Below are 18,965 nucleotides of genomic sequence, written 5' to 3'. Positions count from 1 at the left end.
GCTATCCTCCTCCAGGAATGTTAGGAATCTGGTTTTTCTGCTGTGGTTTTGGTGTACTCACCCCCACAAAGTACCTAACCATCCTACCGTAACGAGGATCATCTAGGGCCAGCTCAACCCCTCCAGGCACGAGTTCGTTAGGGTCTGAGCTATTATTGTTGGCAAAGGGATTTGATGCTCCAGGATTATTTGCCACAGCCCAGTCTTCTACCCAGTTATGCTCTTGATTGAGGAAACGGAAACTGATGCTATTAACACCGGTTAAAATCACTTGATCTTTATAGGGAGGATTAGGTGCACGATCTAGTACCAACCAAAATCGCCGAATAAGTTTGTCATCTTCAAGCGTGTAGGCGACACGCTGAAACTCACTGCGCTTGGCCAGCGCAGGATTACGCCATCCTTGCCGGGTAAACTCAACTAAATAACCGCCCTGATTCGCTACAAAAGCTGGTAGCACTTCCCCTAGTTCACTCTTTATTGGGCGGGGGGCTAGCTGTGAAAAGTCTTTTTCCATAATCAGAAAGGCCCGTTGTACTTCATTCAGTCGCTTAAGGCTTTTCTCTGTGACCGCTTGTGTCCGTGCGGTTGTGTGAAACAATGAATATGCAGCCATACTCACAATAGAAAAAATGGCAATGGCGATCATCAGCTCTAAAAGCGTAAAGCCACCACTTTGAGTTTTTCGCTTGATTTTTGCGTTTAGCAAAGGCTTCATTCGCTCTGCTTCCTTAAGAAGCCAATCATGCGATAAAGACTTCGCTCTTTATTAACACTACCACCTTGCTCAGGAATAACCGCAACTTCAACACGCCTAAACCCATCCTGACCGGTTGTTTTTATCTCCGCAATAACCTGCCAGTCCCTTTCCGCAAAACGGACTGAGGCCTGTTTATCACCGGTATCAGGCCAGTCACGGGAAAGCTTGAGTTGATTTAGATAGTTTTCTGCAACCCAGCCAGCAAGGATTTTGTCTTCGAGATAAGCAGCCTGTCTAACACCTGTTGATCCAGACATAGCAACAACTGCAGCTGCAGAAGCAAATATCGCTAATGCAATCATGACTTCTAGCAGCGTAAACCCTTTACTTTTCTGTTTTAACTTCAATGCCATTAAAACCATCAGTGACTAAATAATAAGGTGTTTTGGAGTTATCATCGGAGAGAGTCATTCGAAAAGGCGTAACTTGAGAGTCACTATATACAACTACATCAGGCGTTACTTTTCCTTTATCTTTTTGCTTAGTAGAGTTGCTTTTACTTTTGGATAGGGTTGTTGACTTACTATTCAGAAAGGGATCTTCTTCAGGCTTTACATCCAGGATCAGTCCATCAGGCATTTCATACTGCTGAAAGTGGCCTTCTTCAATAGGCTGCCAAGCCCCTTCCCCTTCATTAAATTGTAACCACTCATAACGACGGCCATCACTCTTAAAACCAAGCTCAACTCCTTTGAGCAGAGCGTGGTCAGCCGCAAGCTGAAACAGCTGCTGCAACCGCCGAGACTCATCCTGTAAAACTTTTTGCCCTCCATCTCGCATTAATGGACTTACCATTGTGATGCCTACAAGGGTACCGATAATAACGATAACCACCAACACTTCAACAAGGGTAAAGCCTTTTGACACATGCATTTTAGAGGGCAAAGAAGTCACTTACTTAGCCTTCCCAACTGGTGATGTCTGTATCAAAGCCTTCACCACCTTTTTTACCATCAGCACCTAACGAATAAAGGTCAAACTTGCCGTGGTTACCTGGTGACTGAAACTGATAATGACGCCCCCATGGGTCTACTGGAATTTTCTCTAAATAGCCATCAGGATTCCAGTTACGGGCTTCAGGCTGACCACTGGGTTTACGCACCAGTGCTTCTAGTCCTTGGTCTGTGCTGGGATAGTTATGGTTATCAAGCTTATACATTTCCAGTGCTGTTTTAATGTTTGCAATATCTGATCGAGCAACAGTCACTTTAGCCTGATCAGGACGGCTCATTATCTTAGGCACCACAAGCGCACCCAAGATACCCAAAATAACTACAACAACCATAATCTCGATAAGGGTAAAGCCTGACTGCTTCGGCCTTGCAACATTTCTTCTCACAGTTTCATTCCTTACATTCTCGTTGTATTAACCTAGAAGCTGGTTCATGTTGAGGATCGGTAATAACACTGCAAGTACAATTATCAACACTATCCCCCCCATAAACATGAGCGTCAGCGGTTCGAATAAGCCAACTATAACCGCCATTCGACTTTCTAAATCAGTCTCCTGACTTCGCGCTGTTCGCTCCAGCATATCATCAAGTTCCCCACTGGCCTCTCCACTCGCAATCATATGTAGCATCATGGGTGCAAAATGACCTGTCTGCTCCATCGCCTTAGTTAAGCTCACCCCTTCACTCACCTGTTGTGGCAAAGTACTTAGCGCCTGTTTGATATAAAGGTTAGAAACTACCTCTGTGGCAATTTTTAACGCTTCAACTAAGGGCACTCCACTTCGTGTCAGAATACTTAGCGTACTGGCAAAGCGTGCCGTATTCATCTGCCGATTCAAACGCCCTACTAGCGGCACCCGCAAAATAAAGCGATGAAAACGAAGCTTAATAGGAGGTTTGCTTAATAGGTAACGGGTAGTCACCACAATACCAATAATGGCAAGTACTATGAGATACCAGAAGTCCTTAAAGACATCACTCAATGATATCAAGATTGTGGTAAGCGCAGGAAGTTCCTGACCACTATCAATAAAGACCTTAACAATATCTGGAACCACAAAGCCTAATAGAAAGGCAACAATCCCAAAAGAAGCCAGTATTAATAATGCTGGATACACCAGTGCCATTTTTATTTTCTGCTGAGACTGCTGGCGAGACTCTGAATAATCTGCCAACTGATTAAGTACTTTATCCAAAAAACCCGCATGCTCTCCTGCAGAAACCGTTGCACAATACATCGAAGGAAAAACGCCAGGGAAGCACTCCATGCTTTGTGCTAAGGTATAGCCCTCCAAAACCTTAGAGCGAACTGATAGCACAATATTTTTAATACGCTGCTTTTCCTGCTGCTCAGCTACAGCTCGTAAAGCCTCTTCAATCGGAAGAGCGGCTTGAATTAATGTTGCTAATTGACGAATAAGCAGTGCGAGTGCTGATGTAGAAATGCCTCCCGCAAGAATACTACCACCACCCTTTGCTTTTCGCTCTTGCTGCGATGCAACCTCAACAGTTAAGGGTGTAAGTTTTTTCTCTCGAAGCAGTTGTCGAACCTGTCGAGCACTATCTGCTTCCAATGTACCACGTTCTTGCTTTCCCTTGGCATTCAGGGCTGTAAATTCGTAAGCGGCCACACTTAAACCTTCTGCTAATCTTCTTGTGTTACCCTTAAAACTTCTTCCAGAGTAGTTAATCCTGCAAGCACTTTACGCCGTCCATCTTCACGAATACTGGGTCGATTAATGCGAACGTATTCAATAATCTCTTGCTCGCCTGCTTGGTTATGAATTAACCGTCTCACTTCACTATCAATCGGGATAATTTCATAAATCCCGTTTCGCCCTTTATAACCAGTATAGTTACAGTCAGCGCAGCCTTTTGCTCGGTAAATCTCTGGCGGCACATCTACATTTAAATGCAGCCTCAAGCACTCTGCATCATCAGGACGGTAAGGATCTTTACAGCTCTGACACAACCGGCGCACTAGCCGCTGAGCAACAACACCAACAAGACTTGAAGACAATAAAAATGGCTCTACACCCATGTCCTGTAAGCGGGTTATCGCACCTACAGCACTGTTAGTGTGTAAAGTAGATAAAACTAAGTGTCCAGTTAAACTAGCTTGTACAGCTATTTCAGCCGTTTCTGTATCACGGATCTCACCTACCATGACCACATCAGGATCTTGCCGGAGGATAGCGCGCAAACCACGCGCAAAGGTCATATCAACTTTAGTATTGACTTGTGTTTGACCAATGCCTTCCAGGTTATACTCAATCGGGTCTTCTACCGTAAGGATATTACGTGTTTGATCATTAAGTGTTGAAAGAGCAGCGTAAAGCGAAGTTGTTTTACCCGAACCAGTTGGCCCTGTGACAAGAATAATGCCATGAGGACGAGATAAAATAGTCTTCATCAGCTGCATATCATCAGCAGACATACCTAAGTGGGTTAAGTTCAAACGCCCAGCTGATTTATCTAACAGACGCATTACAATCCGCTCACCACTGTTAGATGGCAACGTAGATACCCGCACGTCAACTTCTTTGCCAGCTACTCGCAAAGCAATACGCCCATCTTGAGGTACTCTTTTTTCGGCAATGTCCAGCTTAGACATAACTTTGATACGAGAAGTTAGTAGCGGCGCAAGCTGCCTTTTCAATCGCAGCTTTTCTTGCAGCACACCATCGACCCTGAAGCGCACAGCTAAGTGTTTTTCAAAGGTCTCAATATGAATATCTGATGTTCCTTCTTTAATGCCTTCAGATAAAATGGCATTGATCAATCGAATAACGGGGGCATCATCAGCCTGTTCAAGTAAGTCTTCAGACTCTGGAACCTGATCAGCCAAACTAGCCAAGTCCATGTCATCGCCAATACCAGCAACGTTTTGCAGTGCTCCGCTATCACTTTGGTAAATTACAGAAAGCAATTCACCAAAACGATCTTCATCCACAAGTTCATAACTCATGCTGGCTGCAGTGTATCGCCTCAGCTCAGCTGCAATCATGGGCGTCAAACCCTTCTTATGGAACACCCGAACATGGCCATCTTCCTGCGTTTGAAAAAGCACACCATATTTCTTAGCAAACGCAAAAGGTAGGCGCTTTTCCTCAAAGGAGACTTCTTGATTTGTTAGTTCTGGCTGCGACGACACATCCTTGTTTTCAGTATTCGCAGCCTCTTTTTGGACTGACTTAATTTGTACTTGCGCAGTCATCTACCCACCCGAAATTATGATTATCAATAGTAAGATTATGCCTGGGATAGCTACTAGCATCTATGCCCAATTTCACTAACTCGACATAGCTAGTCTGGAGGCTAGTATGAGCACCTGCTGCTTTGAACCATTTGCTTCCTTTTAGGTCTTAAACAAAGCCAACAGTTCCCAATGGTTTACATCAGTTGTGAACCAAGTGCAAACAATCTATAACTAGACTATTTAGTCATAGACCTATTTTGGAAATTTGGTCACCTTTTTTTTGAGCACTAAAGCATTAAGGGAATAATATTTTTTAAAAATTTCACAGTCTTACAGCTACTTGCTTGACCCGTTTCAAGCATTTGCTGTTATTATGTCATTAATAATACGTTTGTTGTGGTACATTTCCTTACTCAACAACTGACCAAACAAACGATCACTATAGAATATAGAATAATCAGTAATGAAAGCAGCTTCACTACCTCCTTACCTTATCTTGGGGCATCCCAAAAATATTTCGGTGCTCATCTTCGTTCTGTTAACCATAATAGGGATGACAGTTGCTTCCCAAGGCTTGTCTATTTATACCCTTCTCATTGCTGAGCCTGCACAGCCAGAAATCATTCGGCAACCCTCTCAATACCAAAAGACTGCTATTAATCCCGCCAATGTTGCACTCTTATTTGGCCGAGGTCAGGACCCACAAACTGTTCAAAAAAATATCCCTAAAACTAATCTACGATTAATACTTAAAGGCGCTTTTGCGAATACTGATGACAAACTGTCCAGTGCCATTATAGAAGGAAGCGACCGGCGCACTGCACTTTATTATGTAGGGGATACATTACCGGGCAATGCGCAGCTTGATAAAGTGCACTCTGATCATATTGTTATTTCTCGAAATGGAGTCCTTGAAACACTTTATTTTCCTGAAGCTCATGGACAAAGTCGCTTCCAAGCCATTGAAGTGAATATAACTCAGCTACCAAAAGCACCTATTCAGCCTACTCAAGATTCTGCTTTTTCCCGCCCAGAACCCACGTCGTTATTGCCAGCAACTCCGGTTAAGCGCAAAGAGGAAAAAGCACCGATTTATACACCGAGCTACGACCAGTCTCAGATAAAACAACGAATGCAAGAGCTCAGAGAAAGGATGCGTGCTCTCGAAAACAGCTCCACAGGGGGTTAAAGCATGCTGCCTTTAACTGTCAAGAACGAGGAAAAGTGTCGGGACTTTTGGAAAACACTCATGCCTTACCAACATCCAAAAACTAAACTTGGCCGTTTCACCCGGCTTTTAATAAATGCCTCTTTACTCTGTTTTTGTGCTTCTATGCCAATACATAGTTATGCAGAAAACGCTGAAACAGAAAAAAAGTGGACCATAAACCAAAAAAATGCTGATATTCGTGAGTTCATTGCTCAGGTTGCCTCGATAACGGGACAAACCATCATCATAGACCCACGTATAAAAAGCATGAATAACGTGACTGTGGTTTCATCGACACCATTGTCCAAAGAGGAAATATACGATGTATTCCTCTCTGTACTTCAAGCCAATGGGTTTACTGCAGTTCCTCAGGGCAAGACGCTCAATATCGTTCCCATCAATCGTGCTAAAAGTGATGCACCAGAGTTCGCCCCAAACACTAAGCCTAACTCTGGCACAATGATCACACGCGTAGTGGAGTTGATAAATCTATCTGCTGTTGAATTAATACCTGTAATAAGGCCTCTCATCCCTCAATACGGCCACGCTGCAGCCATCGCATCCAGTAACTCCATCATCATTAGTGACCATGTCAGCAATGTTAATCGACTGGCCAAGCTTATCCGTGAAATGGACATGGCAGAGAGTACCAACTTTGACATCATAAAACTGGAACATGCTTGGGTTGGTGATCTGGTTAAAGTGATTAAAGAAAGCTTACTTGGCAAGCAGCAAAACCGTAAACTCAGTGGTGAGCTCATCGCTGACGAACGAACCAACCGTCTTTTGGTTACAGGTAAGCCTCAGTTTCGTCAGCAAGTCCGCCGCCTCGCAAAAGCAATGGACGTTGCTTCTGAAGCAACATCATTAACACGTGTTATTCACTTACGTCACGCTGATGCTGAAAAACTAGCAGAAACACTGGCAGACCTAACAAAATCACTCAGTGGCAGTGTTGCAGGAGGCAAAGATAGCAAAGAGTCTAAGCAAGTAGCGGTTAAAGCTGATGTTGATAACAACGCGCTGATTATTGCTGCAGCCCCAGAGTTAGTTCGTGAAATTGAAAATATCGTGCGCAAACTAGATGTTAGACGTGCTCAAGTGTTAATTGAAGCAGCAATTGTAGAGGTCTCTGGCAGTATTAATGAAGCACTCGGTATCCAGTGGGGCATAGATGGAACAAAAACATCTTCAGGAAAAGACAGTGCAAAAAGCTCAATCACAGGCGCCATTCTTGATAACAGTAAAATAAGTATTGGTAGTGTTGCGCTTCGTAACTCAAACTTTGGTGTTCTTGTTAATGCCCTGACCACGACCGCGAATAGTAATTTACTATCAACACCCAGCATTATGACTCTGGATAATGAGGAAGCTGAAATTCTGGTAGGTCAGGAAGTCCCATTTGAAACTGGTTCTTACACTACTGACTCATCAGGTTCCAGCAACCCTTTTACTACTACTGAGCGAAAAGATGTAGGTGTTCGTTTAAAAGTTACACCTCACATCAATGAAGGTGAAACACTTCGTTTAGAAGTAGATCAAGAAATTTCTGCTGTGGTTCCAAGCTCTGAAAGTGGTGTTGATGGTTTGGTTACTAATAAGCGAACTATAAAGAGTACAATCCAGGTTAATAATAATGAAACGATTGTCCTTGGAGGTTTGGTTCAAGATGATGTAAGCCAGTCTGAAAGCGCCGTTCCTTTTCTCAGCTCTATTCCCTTACTAGGAAGACTATTTGAAAACGATACAGATACTCATACTAAAAGAAACCTGATGGTTTTTATCAAAACCTCGATAGTGCTGAATGAGCAAGAAAACGCATCGCTTACAGATGATAAGTACTCTTCAATAAAGATGGTTCGCAATAAGCTTGATAAAAAATCTGAGAAATTTAAGCTTGATCGAGTGCTTCCACAAGATGCCAGCGGCTTATTTGACAGCCCTCAAAAACGTCAGCAAGGATCAAGTAATAAGCCTACTATTTGGCAAGATCCTGCCCCTGCAGCACGCAGAGGAATCTCTACATCTCAAGCTCAAAGCAATGCACCTGTTGCCAGTGGTGGACCAGGCTGGGGAGTTCAGCTCGCATCTTACCGGTCTGCCAATGCAGCCCAACAAGCTGCGAGTAAAATTCAGTCTCAGCACTCTCAATTACTGGGTGGACTAACATCTGAAGTTAAAGAGTCAAATATGGGGAGTAAGGGGGTTTACTACCGTGTTGTCTTTAGTGGGCTGAGTGACCGTCGTCAGGCACAAACACTGTGTAGACAGTTACAAGCTGCTAAGCAAGGGTGCCTAGATATTCGTAATTAAGCTTAAACATTTCCCAGCTATGATTAGCACCAGCAGTAATCACTGTTGGTGCTCTTATCACATTAATTCACTTCAGCTATACTAATTCCCCTCTGATAAAACAAACAGCTCCATTACAAAAAGGTTGAAGTGTCAATGCGCAATTGGAGTGCAAAGCCAAATCTGCTTGCTAGCATGCTGCTAGTTTGTGCAATGTTCTTATGGGGTAGCTCTTTCATCGCCCTCAAGATCGCTTTTACAGCCTACCCGCCCCTACTCGTCATATTCATTCGAATGCTAATTGCAAGCTCATGCTTTGTATTCATTTGGAAATATGCCAATCGCTTCAAGTATCAAGCTGGTGACTGGAAGTACTTAGCACTCATGGGATTGTTCGAGCCTTGCTTATACTTCCTATGTGAGACCTATGCGCTACAAAATACTACAGCCTCTGCAGCAGGAATGATTACCGCCCTACTTCCTCTACTTGTGGTGATTGCTGCAGCCATTTTTCTGAAGGAAAAAATTAATAAGCAAGTGGGTATAGGCCTAGCACTTGCGCTTATTGGTGCTTGCTGGTTAAGCCTCTCAGGAAAGTCATCTGCAGACGCACCTAATCCTCTATTAGGAAACTTTTTTGAATTCCTTGCGATGATTTGCGCAACAGGCTATACCTTAGTCGTAAAGAAATTGAGTTCACGTTACTCTGCTCTATTCTTAACAGCAATACAGGCATTTATAGGGACATTGTTTTTTTCCCCAGCCCTGTTTTTGACTGATTTACCAACTGAGTTCCCATACACACCAACTATTGCCATTGTATACTTGGGCATAGTGGTAACATTGGGAGCTTACGGACTCTACAACATTTCACTAAGCTATATTTCTGCAACACAAGCATCAGTATTTGTTAATCTAATTCCGGTATTTACTATCTTGTTAGCTTTTATAATTCTTGGAGAGAAGTTAACACACCAACAACTTATGGCTGTCCTGCTTGTGTTTTTAGGTTTACTTGTCAGCCAAATTGCACCGTCTGCAACTATCGAAGAAGCTGAAGCAAGCCCCAGTTAAGTTTGCTGTTACTGGTCAAAAGACAAAAGGATTTAAAAAAATTGAATTTGTTAACTGATTTTTTCTTAACCATCTATTAAATTCTCGCTTTCTTTTTTCACAGCATAACTCAGCTCAAGTTTGTGAGAATTTGCAATAAATATCGGTTAATTTAATAAAGACTTTTGCTATAAAAAGCCTTTATTTATAACAAAGTTAAGATAACTACCATGCGTAATAAAAGGGAGTTTCGGTGAGCAGTATTCGTATTTTCAAACATCATGTGCGAGTCCCCTATCTCCTTCTAGGTATATTTGAGTTATGCCTTTTTGTACTTGCAACATACCTAGGCACTTACTCCAGGTTTGGCACATTTGACCCCATCCATAGTGAGCCTACTACCCCCCTCATTTTCAGAGCCATATTGCTCGGTACAGTTTTCATTATCAGCATGATTGCCATGGGCCTTTATCAAGCCAGGCTCAGAGAAGGCTTTACAGGAATGCTGATCAGAGCAGCAATTAGTTTTATTTTTGGCAGTATTATCCTGTCATTGTGTTTTTTCTTATTTCCTAGCCTTTTGATAGGCCGCGGTGTTTTTATACTCACCGTCCTCTTCACTTTCATCTCTATTGGTGTTACCCGCTTCTTCTTTACTCGCTTAGTTGATGAAAATATTTTAAAGCGCCAAGTGCTTGTTCTTGGTGCAGGGCATCGTGCAAATAATATTGCCCAGCGATTACGTCGAAGAACCGATCGTAGAGGATTCAATATCGTTGGTTATATGCATATTGCTGACGAAGAAGATATCGTCAACCCTGACTATATTTTAAACAACACTCAGTCACTTGTAGAGTTTGCTAACGCGCATAATATTGATGAAATAGTGGTTGCTGTAGATGATCGACGCCGAAACTTCCCAATCAATGACTTGCTTGACTGCAAGTTAAGTGGCATTGATGTTGTTGATGTTCTCACTTTTTTTGAACGAGAGACTGGCAAAATAGAACTCGATTTACTACACCCAAGCTGGATTATTTTTTCTGATGGATTTGGTCAAAGTAACTTACGCGTATACTCCGAGCGAGCCTTTGATATCTTTGCCAGCCTAACACTATTAGCTTTTGCCTGGCCATTCATTGCAATCACAGTCGTAGCGATCTGGTTAGAAGAAGGTTTCAAAGCTCCTCTCATGTACAAACAAAAGCGTGTTGGACTCAATGGTAAAACATTTAATGTATTAAAGTTCAGAAGTATGCGCATCGATGCAGAGAAAAAAGGCAAGCCACAGTGGGCCCAACAAAATGATCCCCGGGTTACTCGGGTAGGAAAATTTATTCGCAAATATCGGATTGATGAGCTACCACAAATTTTTAATGTATTAAGAGGTGATATGGGATTCGTGGGTCCTCGGCCTGAAAGACCTGAATTTGTTCATCAACTATCAGACAAGATCCCTTATTACAATGAGCGCCACCGTATCAAACCAGGTATTGCTGGCTGGGCTCAGCTCTGCTATCCCTACGGTGCATCCGATAAAGATGCTCTACATAAGTTGCAATATGACCTTTACTATGTAAAAAATCATAGCTTATTTTTAGACATCTTAATTCTAATTCAAACCGTCGAAGTGATTTTATTTGGTAAAGGCGCACGCTAACCGTTGTAACACAAATATCACTTACCAACGTCATAAAAACAACCACGGCATAATAAAAGGGCTTTTCTTACAAGCCCTTTTATTTTTGTTGTAAAATTTGATAAGCAACTACTTGATAAGTAACTAATAAGAGAATGATTTTTTTACAACTTCACAAGTAGTTTTCTTAAGTTATCCCGCCATAGCCTTTTTGTACGAATAGGTTGTCCTTTATTCGTCATGACCTGTACACATCGATCATCCCATAACTCAATCATTCTAAAATCTTTTACATTAGTTATTTCAAGCCCCGCAAGCCCATTTTTCTCTAACCAGCGTTCAACATGAGGTATATACTCTGGTATCGAGGCTCTTGCAGTAAAGATTCGCACTTCTTGACCTTGCATCAACCAACTTTTCACTCTTTCCAACATTGGCTTTATTGGCTCACCAATATGCTCAGGCCCTCTCCAGCGATCATAACGCGCTAACGTGCCGTCAAGATCAACCCCTATCCAACCAGACATAACACCCTCAGATTCATCAAACATCTAGAGAATTTGATTAATTTTTACACTTTTCATTCACGAGATTAAATGGAAGATCAAGCCATCCTGCTCGCCTTTAGCTCTAATAAGGCCTTGCTCAATAACCTACCAAAAATAGGTCAATTAATAGCCAGACCTTAAATACATGGTTGCTACAGCATACTCAATAATACCTGAAAGAATTGTACCAAAAGGCAGGCTAAATCGAGAAATAGCTTTAAAACAAACGTCAGAAATTATTACAGAAATGCTACAGTTAGTTCAAAGAAAAGCGAATATGCTCTTTTATTCAGCAGATTAAAAAAGCGGCCTAGCATTTGCTTAGTATTTAAATCAGCGTCACCTTATTGATCTGTTAATAAGGGAGTTAAAAATGACTCATATATGGTTTTACTTATTAGGCTTTATATTTGTAGGTATTTTACTCACCTACATTTTTGCTGCTGCTGCCAGACAGTATGTCTCAAAGCAGGTTTCAGACAACACGCCACCTCCTGGGAAAATGGAGCAAGCTTTTACAAAAGGACGACAAGCAGGTGATCGCCGAAAAAATTCACAACCTGTGTTTTTTCCCTTTAGGGATTCAAGTGGTATTGTAGTAACAGGAGAGCGCCGCTCACAAACTGACCGGCGTACGCCCTTTTAATAATGTGCTAATTTTCTGTTAACTTTTTAATTAAATCTTTAACATGGTTTACGGGAATAGCATAAGTAATTCCGCTTGGCTTTTGTAAAACAGATTCTTTTGTTTCTTTAACAAATACTTTATTTATTACACCTACCACTTCTCCACTCTGCCTTAAATAAACGGGACTGCCGCTATTTCCTGGGTAAGCTGTCGCATCTAACTGTAAAACATTATAGGGATGTCTTAAACGCTTAATATGCTGTATATCCAATTGTCTGGCATTCGCTGCAGGTATAACTATTGGTGTCACACTAGAAATAATACCTTGATGCGTAACTGGATATAAGCCAAGCACAGCACCAATAGGGTAACCAGTGAATGCAATAGCCTCTCCTTCCCTAGCCAGTTTAGCTTGACCTAGCGCTAAGGCAGGCAGGCGCGCTCCTTTAATTCGTAACAACACTAAATCATGAGCAGCATCTTTCTGTAAAACACGGGCTTCACGTAGTTCTGGGCGACGCCCCTGACCTACAAAAATAACTAGCTTACGTTTACCCTGATATTTTGCAGAATATATTTCAGGAATAGCATGGGCATTAGTGACAACATGATAACCATCATGCACAACAAAACCGGTAGCGATTAACTGTGCGGCAGGTGATGCCATAGCATCATAGGTTCCAACCCCAACAATTGATGGCTTTACCTTAGCAACCACATCAGGAAAACGTGCACCGTAAGCTAACTGACTTATTCCAAGCAGAAAATAGGCTAACGCCACAAAAGCAGTTTGCTGCAATTGCAAAAAGATTCCATTCATTTTATAACCAACCAAATGCTCTAATTAGCTATGCTTATACCCAAAGCAAGTGTTTTAACAAAGGTTCCCATGTAATGGAAGCACAATATTCATCACCATCTTACTCTTCAGTAAAAGTATAAAACTGCAATAGCTACTTAATTAACCATGACACTCATAGTACTTACCTTAAACTGATTTCTTAAGGATGAGCAACTGCTAATGACGCAACTACTTCACGAACTCTACCAACATACGGCTATTCATGACCCAGACCAAGTCGCTTTGGGATTTAAAGCACAAACAATTACCTACAAAGCATTAGCATCAGCTGTTCAGCTCACGGCAACAGCATTACAACAGTCTGATCTTAGACGATTTGAGCGTGTCGCGATTTACTTACCTAAACTTCCCGAAGCAGTATTTACCTTTTTTGGTTGCTCTATGGCAGGAGGCACATTTGTTCCTATCAACCCTATCCTCAAGCCTGCTCAAGTAAGATATATATTACAAGATTGCAATGTAAGAGTGCTTATTACACAGCGGGCACGCTTACAACAGTTGATGGATGAGCTTAGACATTGTCATGATATACGTCTTGTGGTGTGTGTAGATGATGTGCCTGAAGAGCATCATCTACCCTGCCCAGTTATTAGCTGGCAGCAATGGTTAAATACAAGCCCGAAACCAATAGCTACTGCAACCATTGACACAGACATGGCTGCCATTTTGTATACATCAGGCAGTACTGGTCGTCCTAAAGGTGTCGTACTTTCTCATCGAAATATGGTGACGGGCGCCCATAGTGTCGCTCAGTATTTAGAAAACACCTCCAAAGACCGTTTATTAGCGGTCTTACCCATGAGTTTTGACTATGGCTTAAGCCAGATCACCACTGCATTTAGTCGGGGTGCTAGCTGTTTTCTCATGGATTACCTACTGCCTAAAGATGTCATTCGTGCTGTTCAGCGTTACCAAATTACGGGTTTAGCTGCCGTCCCTCCCCTTTGGGTGCAGCTTGCTGAACTGGAGTGGCCCGAGGAAACCAAAGACTCTTTACGCTATATCACTAACTCTGGTGGCGCAATGCCTACAGCTACATTAAGTAAACTGAGAAACGCCCTGCCAAAAACCCAGCCATATCTGATGTATGGTTTAACTGAAGCATTTCGATCAAGTTACTTACCCCCAGGTGAACTGGAAAAACGTCCAACCTCAATGGGTAAAGCCATTCCAAATGCTGAATTACTTGTCATTAATGAGGCAGGTGAAGAATGTGAACCTCATGAACCTGGCGAGCTGGTCCATCGTGGCAGCCTTGTAGCCATGGGCTACTGGAATGATACGGAAAAAACCCAGCTGCGTTTTCGGCCTTCTCCAACAAAGCTATCTGGTGTTCCTACAGAAGAGCTGGCAGTGTGGTCAGGCGATATTGTCAAAAAAGATGAAGAGGGTTTTCTCTACTTTATTGGGCGCAATGATGACATGATTAAAACTTCTGGGTATCGCGTCAGCCCTTCTGAGGTAGAAGAAGTTGTATATGCATCAGGCCTCGTCGGAGAAGTTGCAGCCCTCGGTATTCCTCATCCACAGTTGGGCCAGGCCATCGTATTAGCCGTTACTTCCCCCCAACCAGATAACACTGTTGATGAAGTCGCCGTTATCAATACTTGTAAAGCTCAATTACCAGGATTTATGGTCCCAACACAATTGCAGTGCCTACCCACACTGCCTCGCAACCCAAATGGTAAAATTGACCGCAAACTACTTACCAGTCAGTTCCAAACATTATTCGGAGTTAACGACTGATGGATAAAAGACCCCAACACGCTCCACTGTGGGGCATTTCGACACACAATAATGAGATGATGGTTGCTCAACGCCCTATCTCTGAAGTAGCTAATATTATAGGCCGTACACCATTTTATCTTTATGACCGCCAGCTTCTAACTAAACGGGTCACGGAGCTAAAAGCTTATTTACCTGACCCACTGAAACTGCACTATGCCATTAAGGCAAACCCTATGCCTGCTGTTGTTAATCATATGGCAGGCATTGTAGATGGCTTGGATGTTGCCTCTCAGCTTGAGTTACACACCGCACTTAATAGTGGTATGTCCGCTGACAATATAAGCTTTGCAGGCCCAGGCAAACAAGATCATGAACTACAATCCGCCATTGCTGCTGGTATTTTAATTAATGTTGAGTCCGCTCACGAGCTACAACGCATCGTCAAAATTAGTCAGCAATTACACTGTACAGCTCGTGTTGCCTTAAGGGTTAACCCTGACTATGAGTTAAAGACCTCTGGCATGAAAATGAGTGGTGGCCCGAAACAGTTTGGTATTGATGCAGAGCAAATACCAGATATTTTAAAAAACTGGCCCAGCTCAGTACAGTTTTGCGGTTTCCATATTTTTTCTGGCTCTCAAAATTTGCGCTCAGAAGCCATAATAGATGCTCAAACCAAGACCTTTGCCTTAGCAGAATCCCTAGCGCAATTTGCCCCCACCCCTATTTCTACACTCAATATTGGAGGTGGACTGGGTATTCCTTATTTCCCTGGGGAAAACCGCCTTGACTTGGAACAGATTCGCGACAACCTACAAAAACTCATTAATCAGCACCATAAAGCCTTAAATCACTGTGAACTGGTGATTGAACTTGGACGCTATCTGGTGGGTGAGGCGGGCGTTTATATCAGTCGGATTATTGATATTAAAGAGTCCAGGGGAACCACTTTTTATATTGTTGATGGTGGGCTACATCATCACTTGGCTAACTCTGGTAATTTTGGTCAGGTTATTCGCAAAAACTATCCTGTGTTGCTTGCCAACAAAGTGAGTGATACTACGCTGCAACCAGTACAGGTTGTTGGCCCACTGTGTACCCCACTCGATATTCTGGGTGATAAGGTGATGCTCCCAGCTGCTCAAGTAGGCGACCTCATTGCTATTACCCAGTCAGGTGCTTATGGTCCCACAGCTAGCCCGCAGCAATTTTTAAGTCATCCATCGGTTACAGAGCTATTGTTGTAAAAGCTAGACCCTGCATATTTAATAATTCTGAAATTTTGCACAGCAAATCAGCACAACCTTAAAGTTAACCATCATACTTTAATATAAGGATGTGTTGATTTGTTGAGTAAGCACATCAGTACTTTGCTTAGTTACTTCTTATTGAAAAAAATCAGAATCTTATCCGACGAGTGCGGTAGTTTAGTTTTCACAACACCTGCACTGTTTGCCATCACTGTCACTTTTTCTGTCCCTACTTGAATATCAACAGACTGCGCCATTGCCAAACCGACAATCAAAAGCTGCTTTGCCTGTCCTGTTTTTTTAACTGCAAGTACATCTGCCATTTCATGCGCTACAAAAACCACTGCACGATCGCCAGAAAGTACTGCCCTTGCCTGTTGCCCTACTGCCAAAAGTGACTTTAATGCGGGATAATCATGTTGCTTTTGTTTTAAGCGCGGTGTGAGCGATACTAAAAACTGATCAACGTTCTGCTGACCTGAAGACACAAATCCCAACCGCCATTGTGCTTGATCAAACCATGGTTTACTGGAAGCACCCTCTGCCTGATTTTTCCCATCATAGGTTGCACCATCTCCATCAGAATCCGCATAAAACCGATAATGAGGGCCACCAATGACTTCGGTCTTTGCATCAATAGGGAAGATTCGATCAACCGTTAGCTGAGCTGTCTTACTTTTGACCAGCACCCGATTATCATCACTCAGCATAATGCCATCATTTTTCTGCCCTTTAATTACCTTCACAGAACTGACTTCAGGCTTTACAAGCGTATGCAACAACCATTTTTTTCGATAGTTTGGTTTAACCGCATGAATAAAATCATGGACCAATAAGCGGTCCTGAGGACGTAAATACAGCAGCTCCCGTGTAACACGCCATACTTTTCCCTGCTCACCATTATCATCAAATTGAGTATTATTATAGGCAGCAGTCAAGTCCATAAGCACATAGTCAAAATCTACCTGACTATCCTGCTGTAATATAACCCCACCTTCCCAATGTGCTCCCTGGTAAAGATTTTGGTACCAGTGTTTAATGTTTCGTACTGCACTTCCCGTTGGCATAGTCAACCGTTGTCCACCTGCGGCAATATTCTCCTTAAATAACTTATTGGGCTGAACATGCTCCCCAGGACGTAGAATTAATAAGCTATTTTTAGCAACCGTTCGTAATGCATAATTTAGACGATTTGGCTTATCAAACAATGTATAGCTACTGCTATTCACCGCTAATGGCTCACCTTTAAATAAGGTAAAGTGTCCAGCATCATAGTGTCCATGATGGGTAAAGTTATGACCTGCACGAAAACTGATGTATGTTGCATTGTTAGTCCAGTCAGAGCGAATGTAACCTAAGTTAAATGCTCCCTTACCAAAAATATCAAATCGCGGTAACCCTTGGCCAACATGCTTCAATGAAGGGCTCTCAACAAAGCGCGTTAATAATTTAGGCTCATTAAATAAACGAAATGCCCAACGATAACTGTCGTGATAACTGGAACCGCCAAATGCCTGTAATAAATATTGCGAGTAAGCAGTCAAAAACGGGTCTTCCGTCATTTGCGCAACAAAATCAATATAAGGGCGAGTGATATCTTTCAAATCAACACGCGCACCTTCATCCCCCACATGCTCCACACGATGGTCAGGCCTCGTAGCATAAATATGCCAATGACCAGTGCGCCGCATAATTTCTTTTATTCGATCTGCTTCTTTCGTGTCACTCAAACCGTTAAGATAAGCCCCTGCAGCAAGTGCCAGTACCAGTGCCCTGTTATTAATCCAGTAGCTAAAACCTTCGGGCCATCCCTCTGTAAGCTCAAGCGCAGCCATAACATCTAAAAAATGGCGCTGACTTTGCTGTAACAGCTCTTTATGATCATCTAGGTCAGTGTCCAAAATCACGGCAATCAGAAATGCATTAGCTGCCATGGAAGCTCGGCCATGCCAAAGTGATAAATCATCCCCTTCCAGCAGCCGGATATATTTTTTAAGCTCCCTTTTCAAGCGTGATTGAATTTCTTGCCGTTGTTTAGCAGAAAACCCTGGGTACAAGGAGCCTAGATCATAAGCAAATGCTAACTGCCAAGCATTCCCATAGTAACCACTTTCAGCAGGTGATTTCAGATAAAAGTCAAACATTCGTTTAACCATTAAATCACCATTTTCCTTGGTTGGCGTTAATATCCAGCAAGCCGCTCGAGCCATCACATTCGGATAAACACAGGGATTTACAGAAGATACCTTACGTTTCTTAAAGGTTGCTAAGCGTGTTTTTAACGTAGGATGCGTACCTGTTGCAGGGTCCCAGCCCGCCAAAAAAGGCAAAAATATACGAGGGTGCTGTTGCTTTATTTTACCGTCAAGCCCGTCTTTTTTTTCCCCCTGTACCAGCTTCCCGGCCAATAAACTTCGCTGATCAACTTCATCCATTAGCACCTTTGGTGAAAACTCAAAAGGCCAGTGACTTGCCAACTGCTCAGCAATAACGGCGAGTGTTGTTAGTAAACCAGTAACAATTAGGCCAATCCTAACAATTTTTCTTGGCTGCTTGCTCTGCAAAACGCGCTGTTTCTTTCCACTAGCCATTCCTTATCCTTTTATACGTGGCATATCGTTCCTTTTAGAAGCTTTAAGCAGGCAGACATAACGTTCTGTCATCAAAAGCAAACTCAGTGACCGTAACAACACATGTTGTTGTTGCCTTGAGCTAAATTGTAACGACATACTTAATTCACTTTAGTGAATCAACTGTTATAAAAATCGCTATTTTAAAAGGGAGTAATACAACGCTATGACTGCTAATTCAAAAAAACAAAAAAGCAAAGAAGGGGTAAGCAA

At 42.5% G+C, this 18,965-nt stretch carries 16 protein-coding genes; 7 read left to right on the top strand and 9 right to left on the bottom strand.

All coding sequences use genetic code 11. The features are described from left to right. Position 1 precedes the first annotated feature (1 nt). The 6 genes from gspJ to gspE are packed head-to-tail and all read right to left on the bottom strand — an operon-like array spanning position 2 to position 4,930. Positions 2-718, bottom strand: coding sequence for a type II secretion system minor pseudopilin GspJ (gene gspJ, locus KHS79_RS03670; protein ID WP_212716698.1), 717 nt, complete (start codon positions 716-718; stop codon positions 2-4). Beyond that, positions 715-1,113: a type II secretion system minor pseudopilin GspI gene (gspI, locus tag KHS79_RS03665; RefSeq protein ID WP_038290459.1), complete on the bottom strand. Its 399-nt coding sequence runs from the start codon at positions 1,111-1,113 to the stop codon at positions 715-717. Before gspI ends, gspJ begins: the two co-directional genes overlap by 4 nt. Next, entirely contained in the window at positions 1,085-1,654 is a 570-nt protein-coding gene (gene gspH / locus KHS79_RS03660) for a type II secretion system minor pseudopilin GspH (protein ID WP_133296114.1), read from the bottom strand. Before gspH ends, gspI begins: the two co-directional genes overlap by 29 nt. Positions 1,655-1,658: 4 nt before the next feature. Next, positions 1,659-2,099, bottom strand: a complete 441-nt coding sequence (gene gspG, locus KHS79_RS03655) for a type II secretion system major pseudopilin GspG (protein ID WP_027707545.1) — start codon at positions 2,097-2,099, stop codon at positions 1,659-1,661. Between the two features lie 27 nt (positions 2,100-2,126). Beyond that, a complete protein-coding gene (gene gspF / locus KHS79_RS03650; protein ID WP_212716696.1) occupies positions 2,127-3,344 on the bottom strand; it encodes a type II secretion system inner membrane protein GspF in 1,218 nt (405 codons plus the stop codon). Between the two features lie 14 nt (positions 3,345-3,358). After that, complete coding sequence (gspE, locus tag KHS79_RS03645) at positions 3,359-4,930, bottom strand: type II secretion system ATPase GspE (RefSeq protein WP_027707543.1); 1,572 nt, start codon at positions 4,928-4,930, stop codon at positions 3,359-3,361. A 445-nt stretch (positions 4,931-5,375) separates the two neighbouring features. Between gspE and KHS79_RS03640 the strand changes: the two genes are divergently transcribed. The 4 genes from KHS79_RS03640 (at position 5,376) to KHS79_RS03625 (ending at position 11,127) form a co-directional block, all read left to right on the top strand. Further along, a complete protein-coding gene (locus KHS79_RS03640) occupies positions 5,376-6,101 on the top strand; it encodes a type II secretion system protein N (RefSeq protein ID WP_212716694.1) in 726 nt (241 codons plus the stop codon). Between the two features lie 3 nt (positions 6,102-6,104). Beyond that, positions 6,105-8,435: a type II secretion system secretin GspD gene (gspD, locus tag KHS79_RS03635; protein ID WP_212716692.1), complete on the top strand. Its 2,331-nt coding sequence runs from the start codon at positions 6,105-6,107 to the stop codon at positions 8,433-8,435. Positions 8,436-8,570: 135 nt separating this feature from the next. Then, complete coding sequence (locus KHS79_RS03630) at positions 8,571-9,488, top strand: DMT family transporter (RefSeq protein WP_038290457.1); 918 nt, start codon at positions 8,571-8,573, stop codon at positions 9,486-9,488. Between the two features lie 232 nt (positions 9,489-9,720). Beyond that, the gene (locus KHS79_RS03625) at positions 9,721-11,127 is read left to right on the top strand and encodes a TIGR03013 family XrtA/PEP-CTERM system glycosyltransferase (RefSeq protein ID WP_212716690.1); all 1,407 of its coding nucleotides are present in this window, start codon (positions 9,721-9,723) and stop codon (positions 11,125-11,127) included. Between the two features lie 143 nt (positions 11,128-11,270). Here the strand turns inward: KHS79_RS03625 and KHS79_RS03620 are convergent, their stop codons facing one another. Beyond that, entirely contained in the window at positions 11,271-11,657 is a 387-nt protein-coding gene (locus tag KHS79_RS03620; RefSeq protein ID WP_211233606.1) for a hypothetical protein, read from the bottom strand. Positions 11,658-12,027: 370 nt separating this feature from the next. On the opposite strand from KHS79_RS03620, the gene KHS79_RS03615 reads away from it, so the two are divergent. Next, a complete protein-coding gene (locus tag KHS79_RS03615; protein WP_027707540.1) occupies positions 12,028-12,300 on the top strand; it encodes a hypothetical protein in 273 nt (90 codons plus the stop codon). Positions 12,301-12,307: 7 nt separating this feature from the next. On the opposite strand, the gene KHS79_RS03610 is transcribed toward KHS79_RS03615, so the two are convergent. Further along, positions 12,308-13,102, bottom strand: a complete 795-nt coding sequence (locus tag KHS79_RS03610) for a S1C family serine protease (protein ID WP_212716688.1) — start codon at positions 13,100-13,102, stop codon at positions 12,308-12,310. A gap of 201 nt (positions 13,103-13,303) precedes the next feature. Here KHS79_RS03610 and KHS79_RS03605 point away from each other — a divergent pair, with 201 nt between their 5' ends. Continuing rightward, on the top strand, positions 13,304-14,890 hold the full coding sequence (locus tag KHS79_RS03605) for an acyl-CoA ligase (AMP-forming), exosortase A system-associated (RefSeq protein ID WP_212716686.1): 1,587 nt from the start codon (positions 13,304-13,306) through the stop codon (positions 14,888-14,890). Next, complete coding sequence (locus KHS79_RS03600) at positions 14,890-16,119, top strand: pyridoxal-dependent decarboxylase, exosortase A system-associated (protein WP_212716684.1); 1,230 nt, start codon at positions 14,890-14,892, stop codon at positions 16,117-16,119. Before KHS79_RS03605 ends, KHS79_RS03600 begins: the two co-directional genes overlap by 1 nt. 131 nt (positions 16,120-16,250) lie before the next feature. Here KHS79_RS03600 and KHS79_RS03595 read toward each other — a convergent pair whose 3' ends face one another. Further along, positions 16,251-18,713 carry a heparinase II/III family protein gene (locus KHS79_RS03595; RefSeq protein WP_212716682.1) on the bottom strand — a complete coding sequence of 821 codons (2,463 nt, stop codon included), beginning with the start codon at positions 18,711-18,713 and terminating at the stop codon, positions 16,251-16,253. Positions 18,714-18,965: the final 252 nt, after the last annotated feature.

This window comes from Zooshikella ganghwensis (genome assembly GCF_018263875.1).
Lineage (GTDB): Bacteria > Pseudomonadota > Gammaproteobacteria > Pseudomonadales > Zooshikellaceae > Zooshikella > Zooshikella ganghwensis.
The sequence above is the reverse complement of the archived record's forward strand: the minus strand, read 5'-3'. Positions and strand labels throughout refer to the sequence as shown.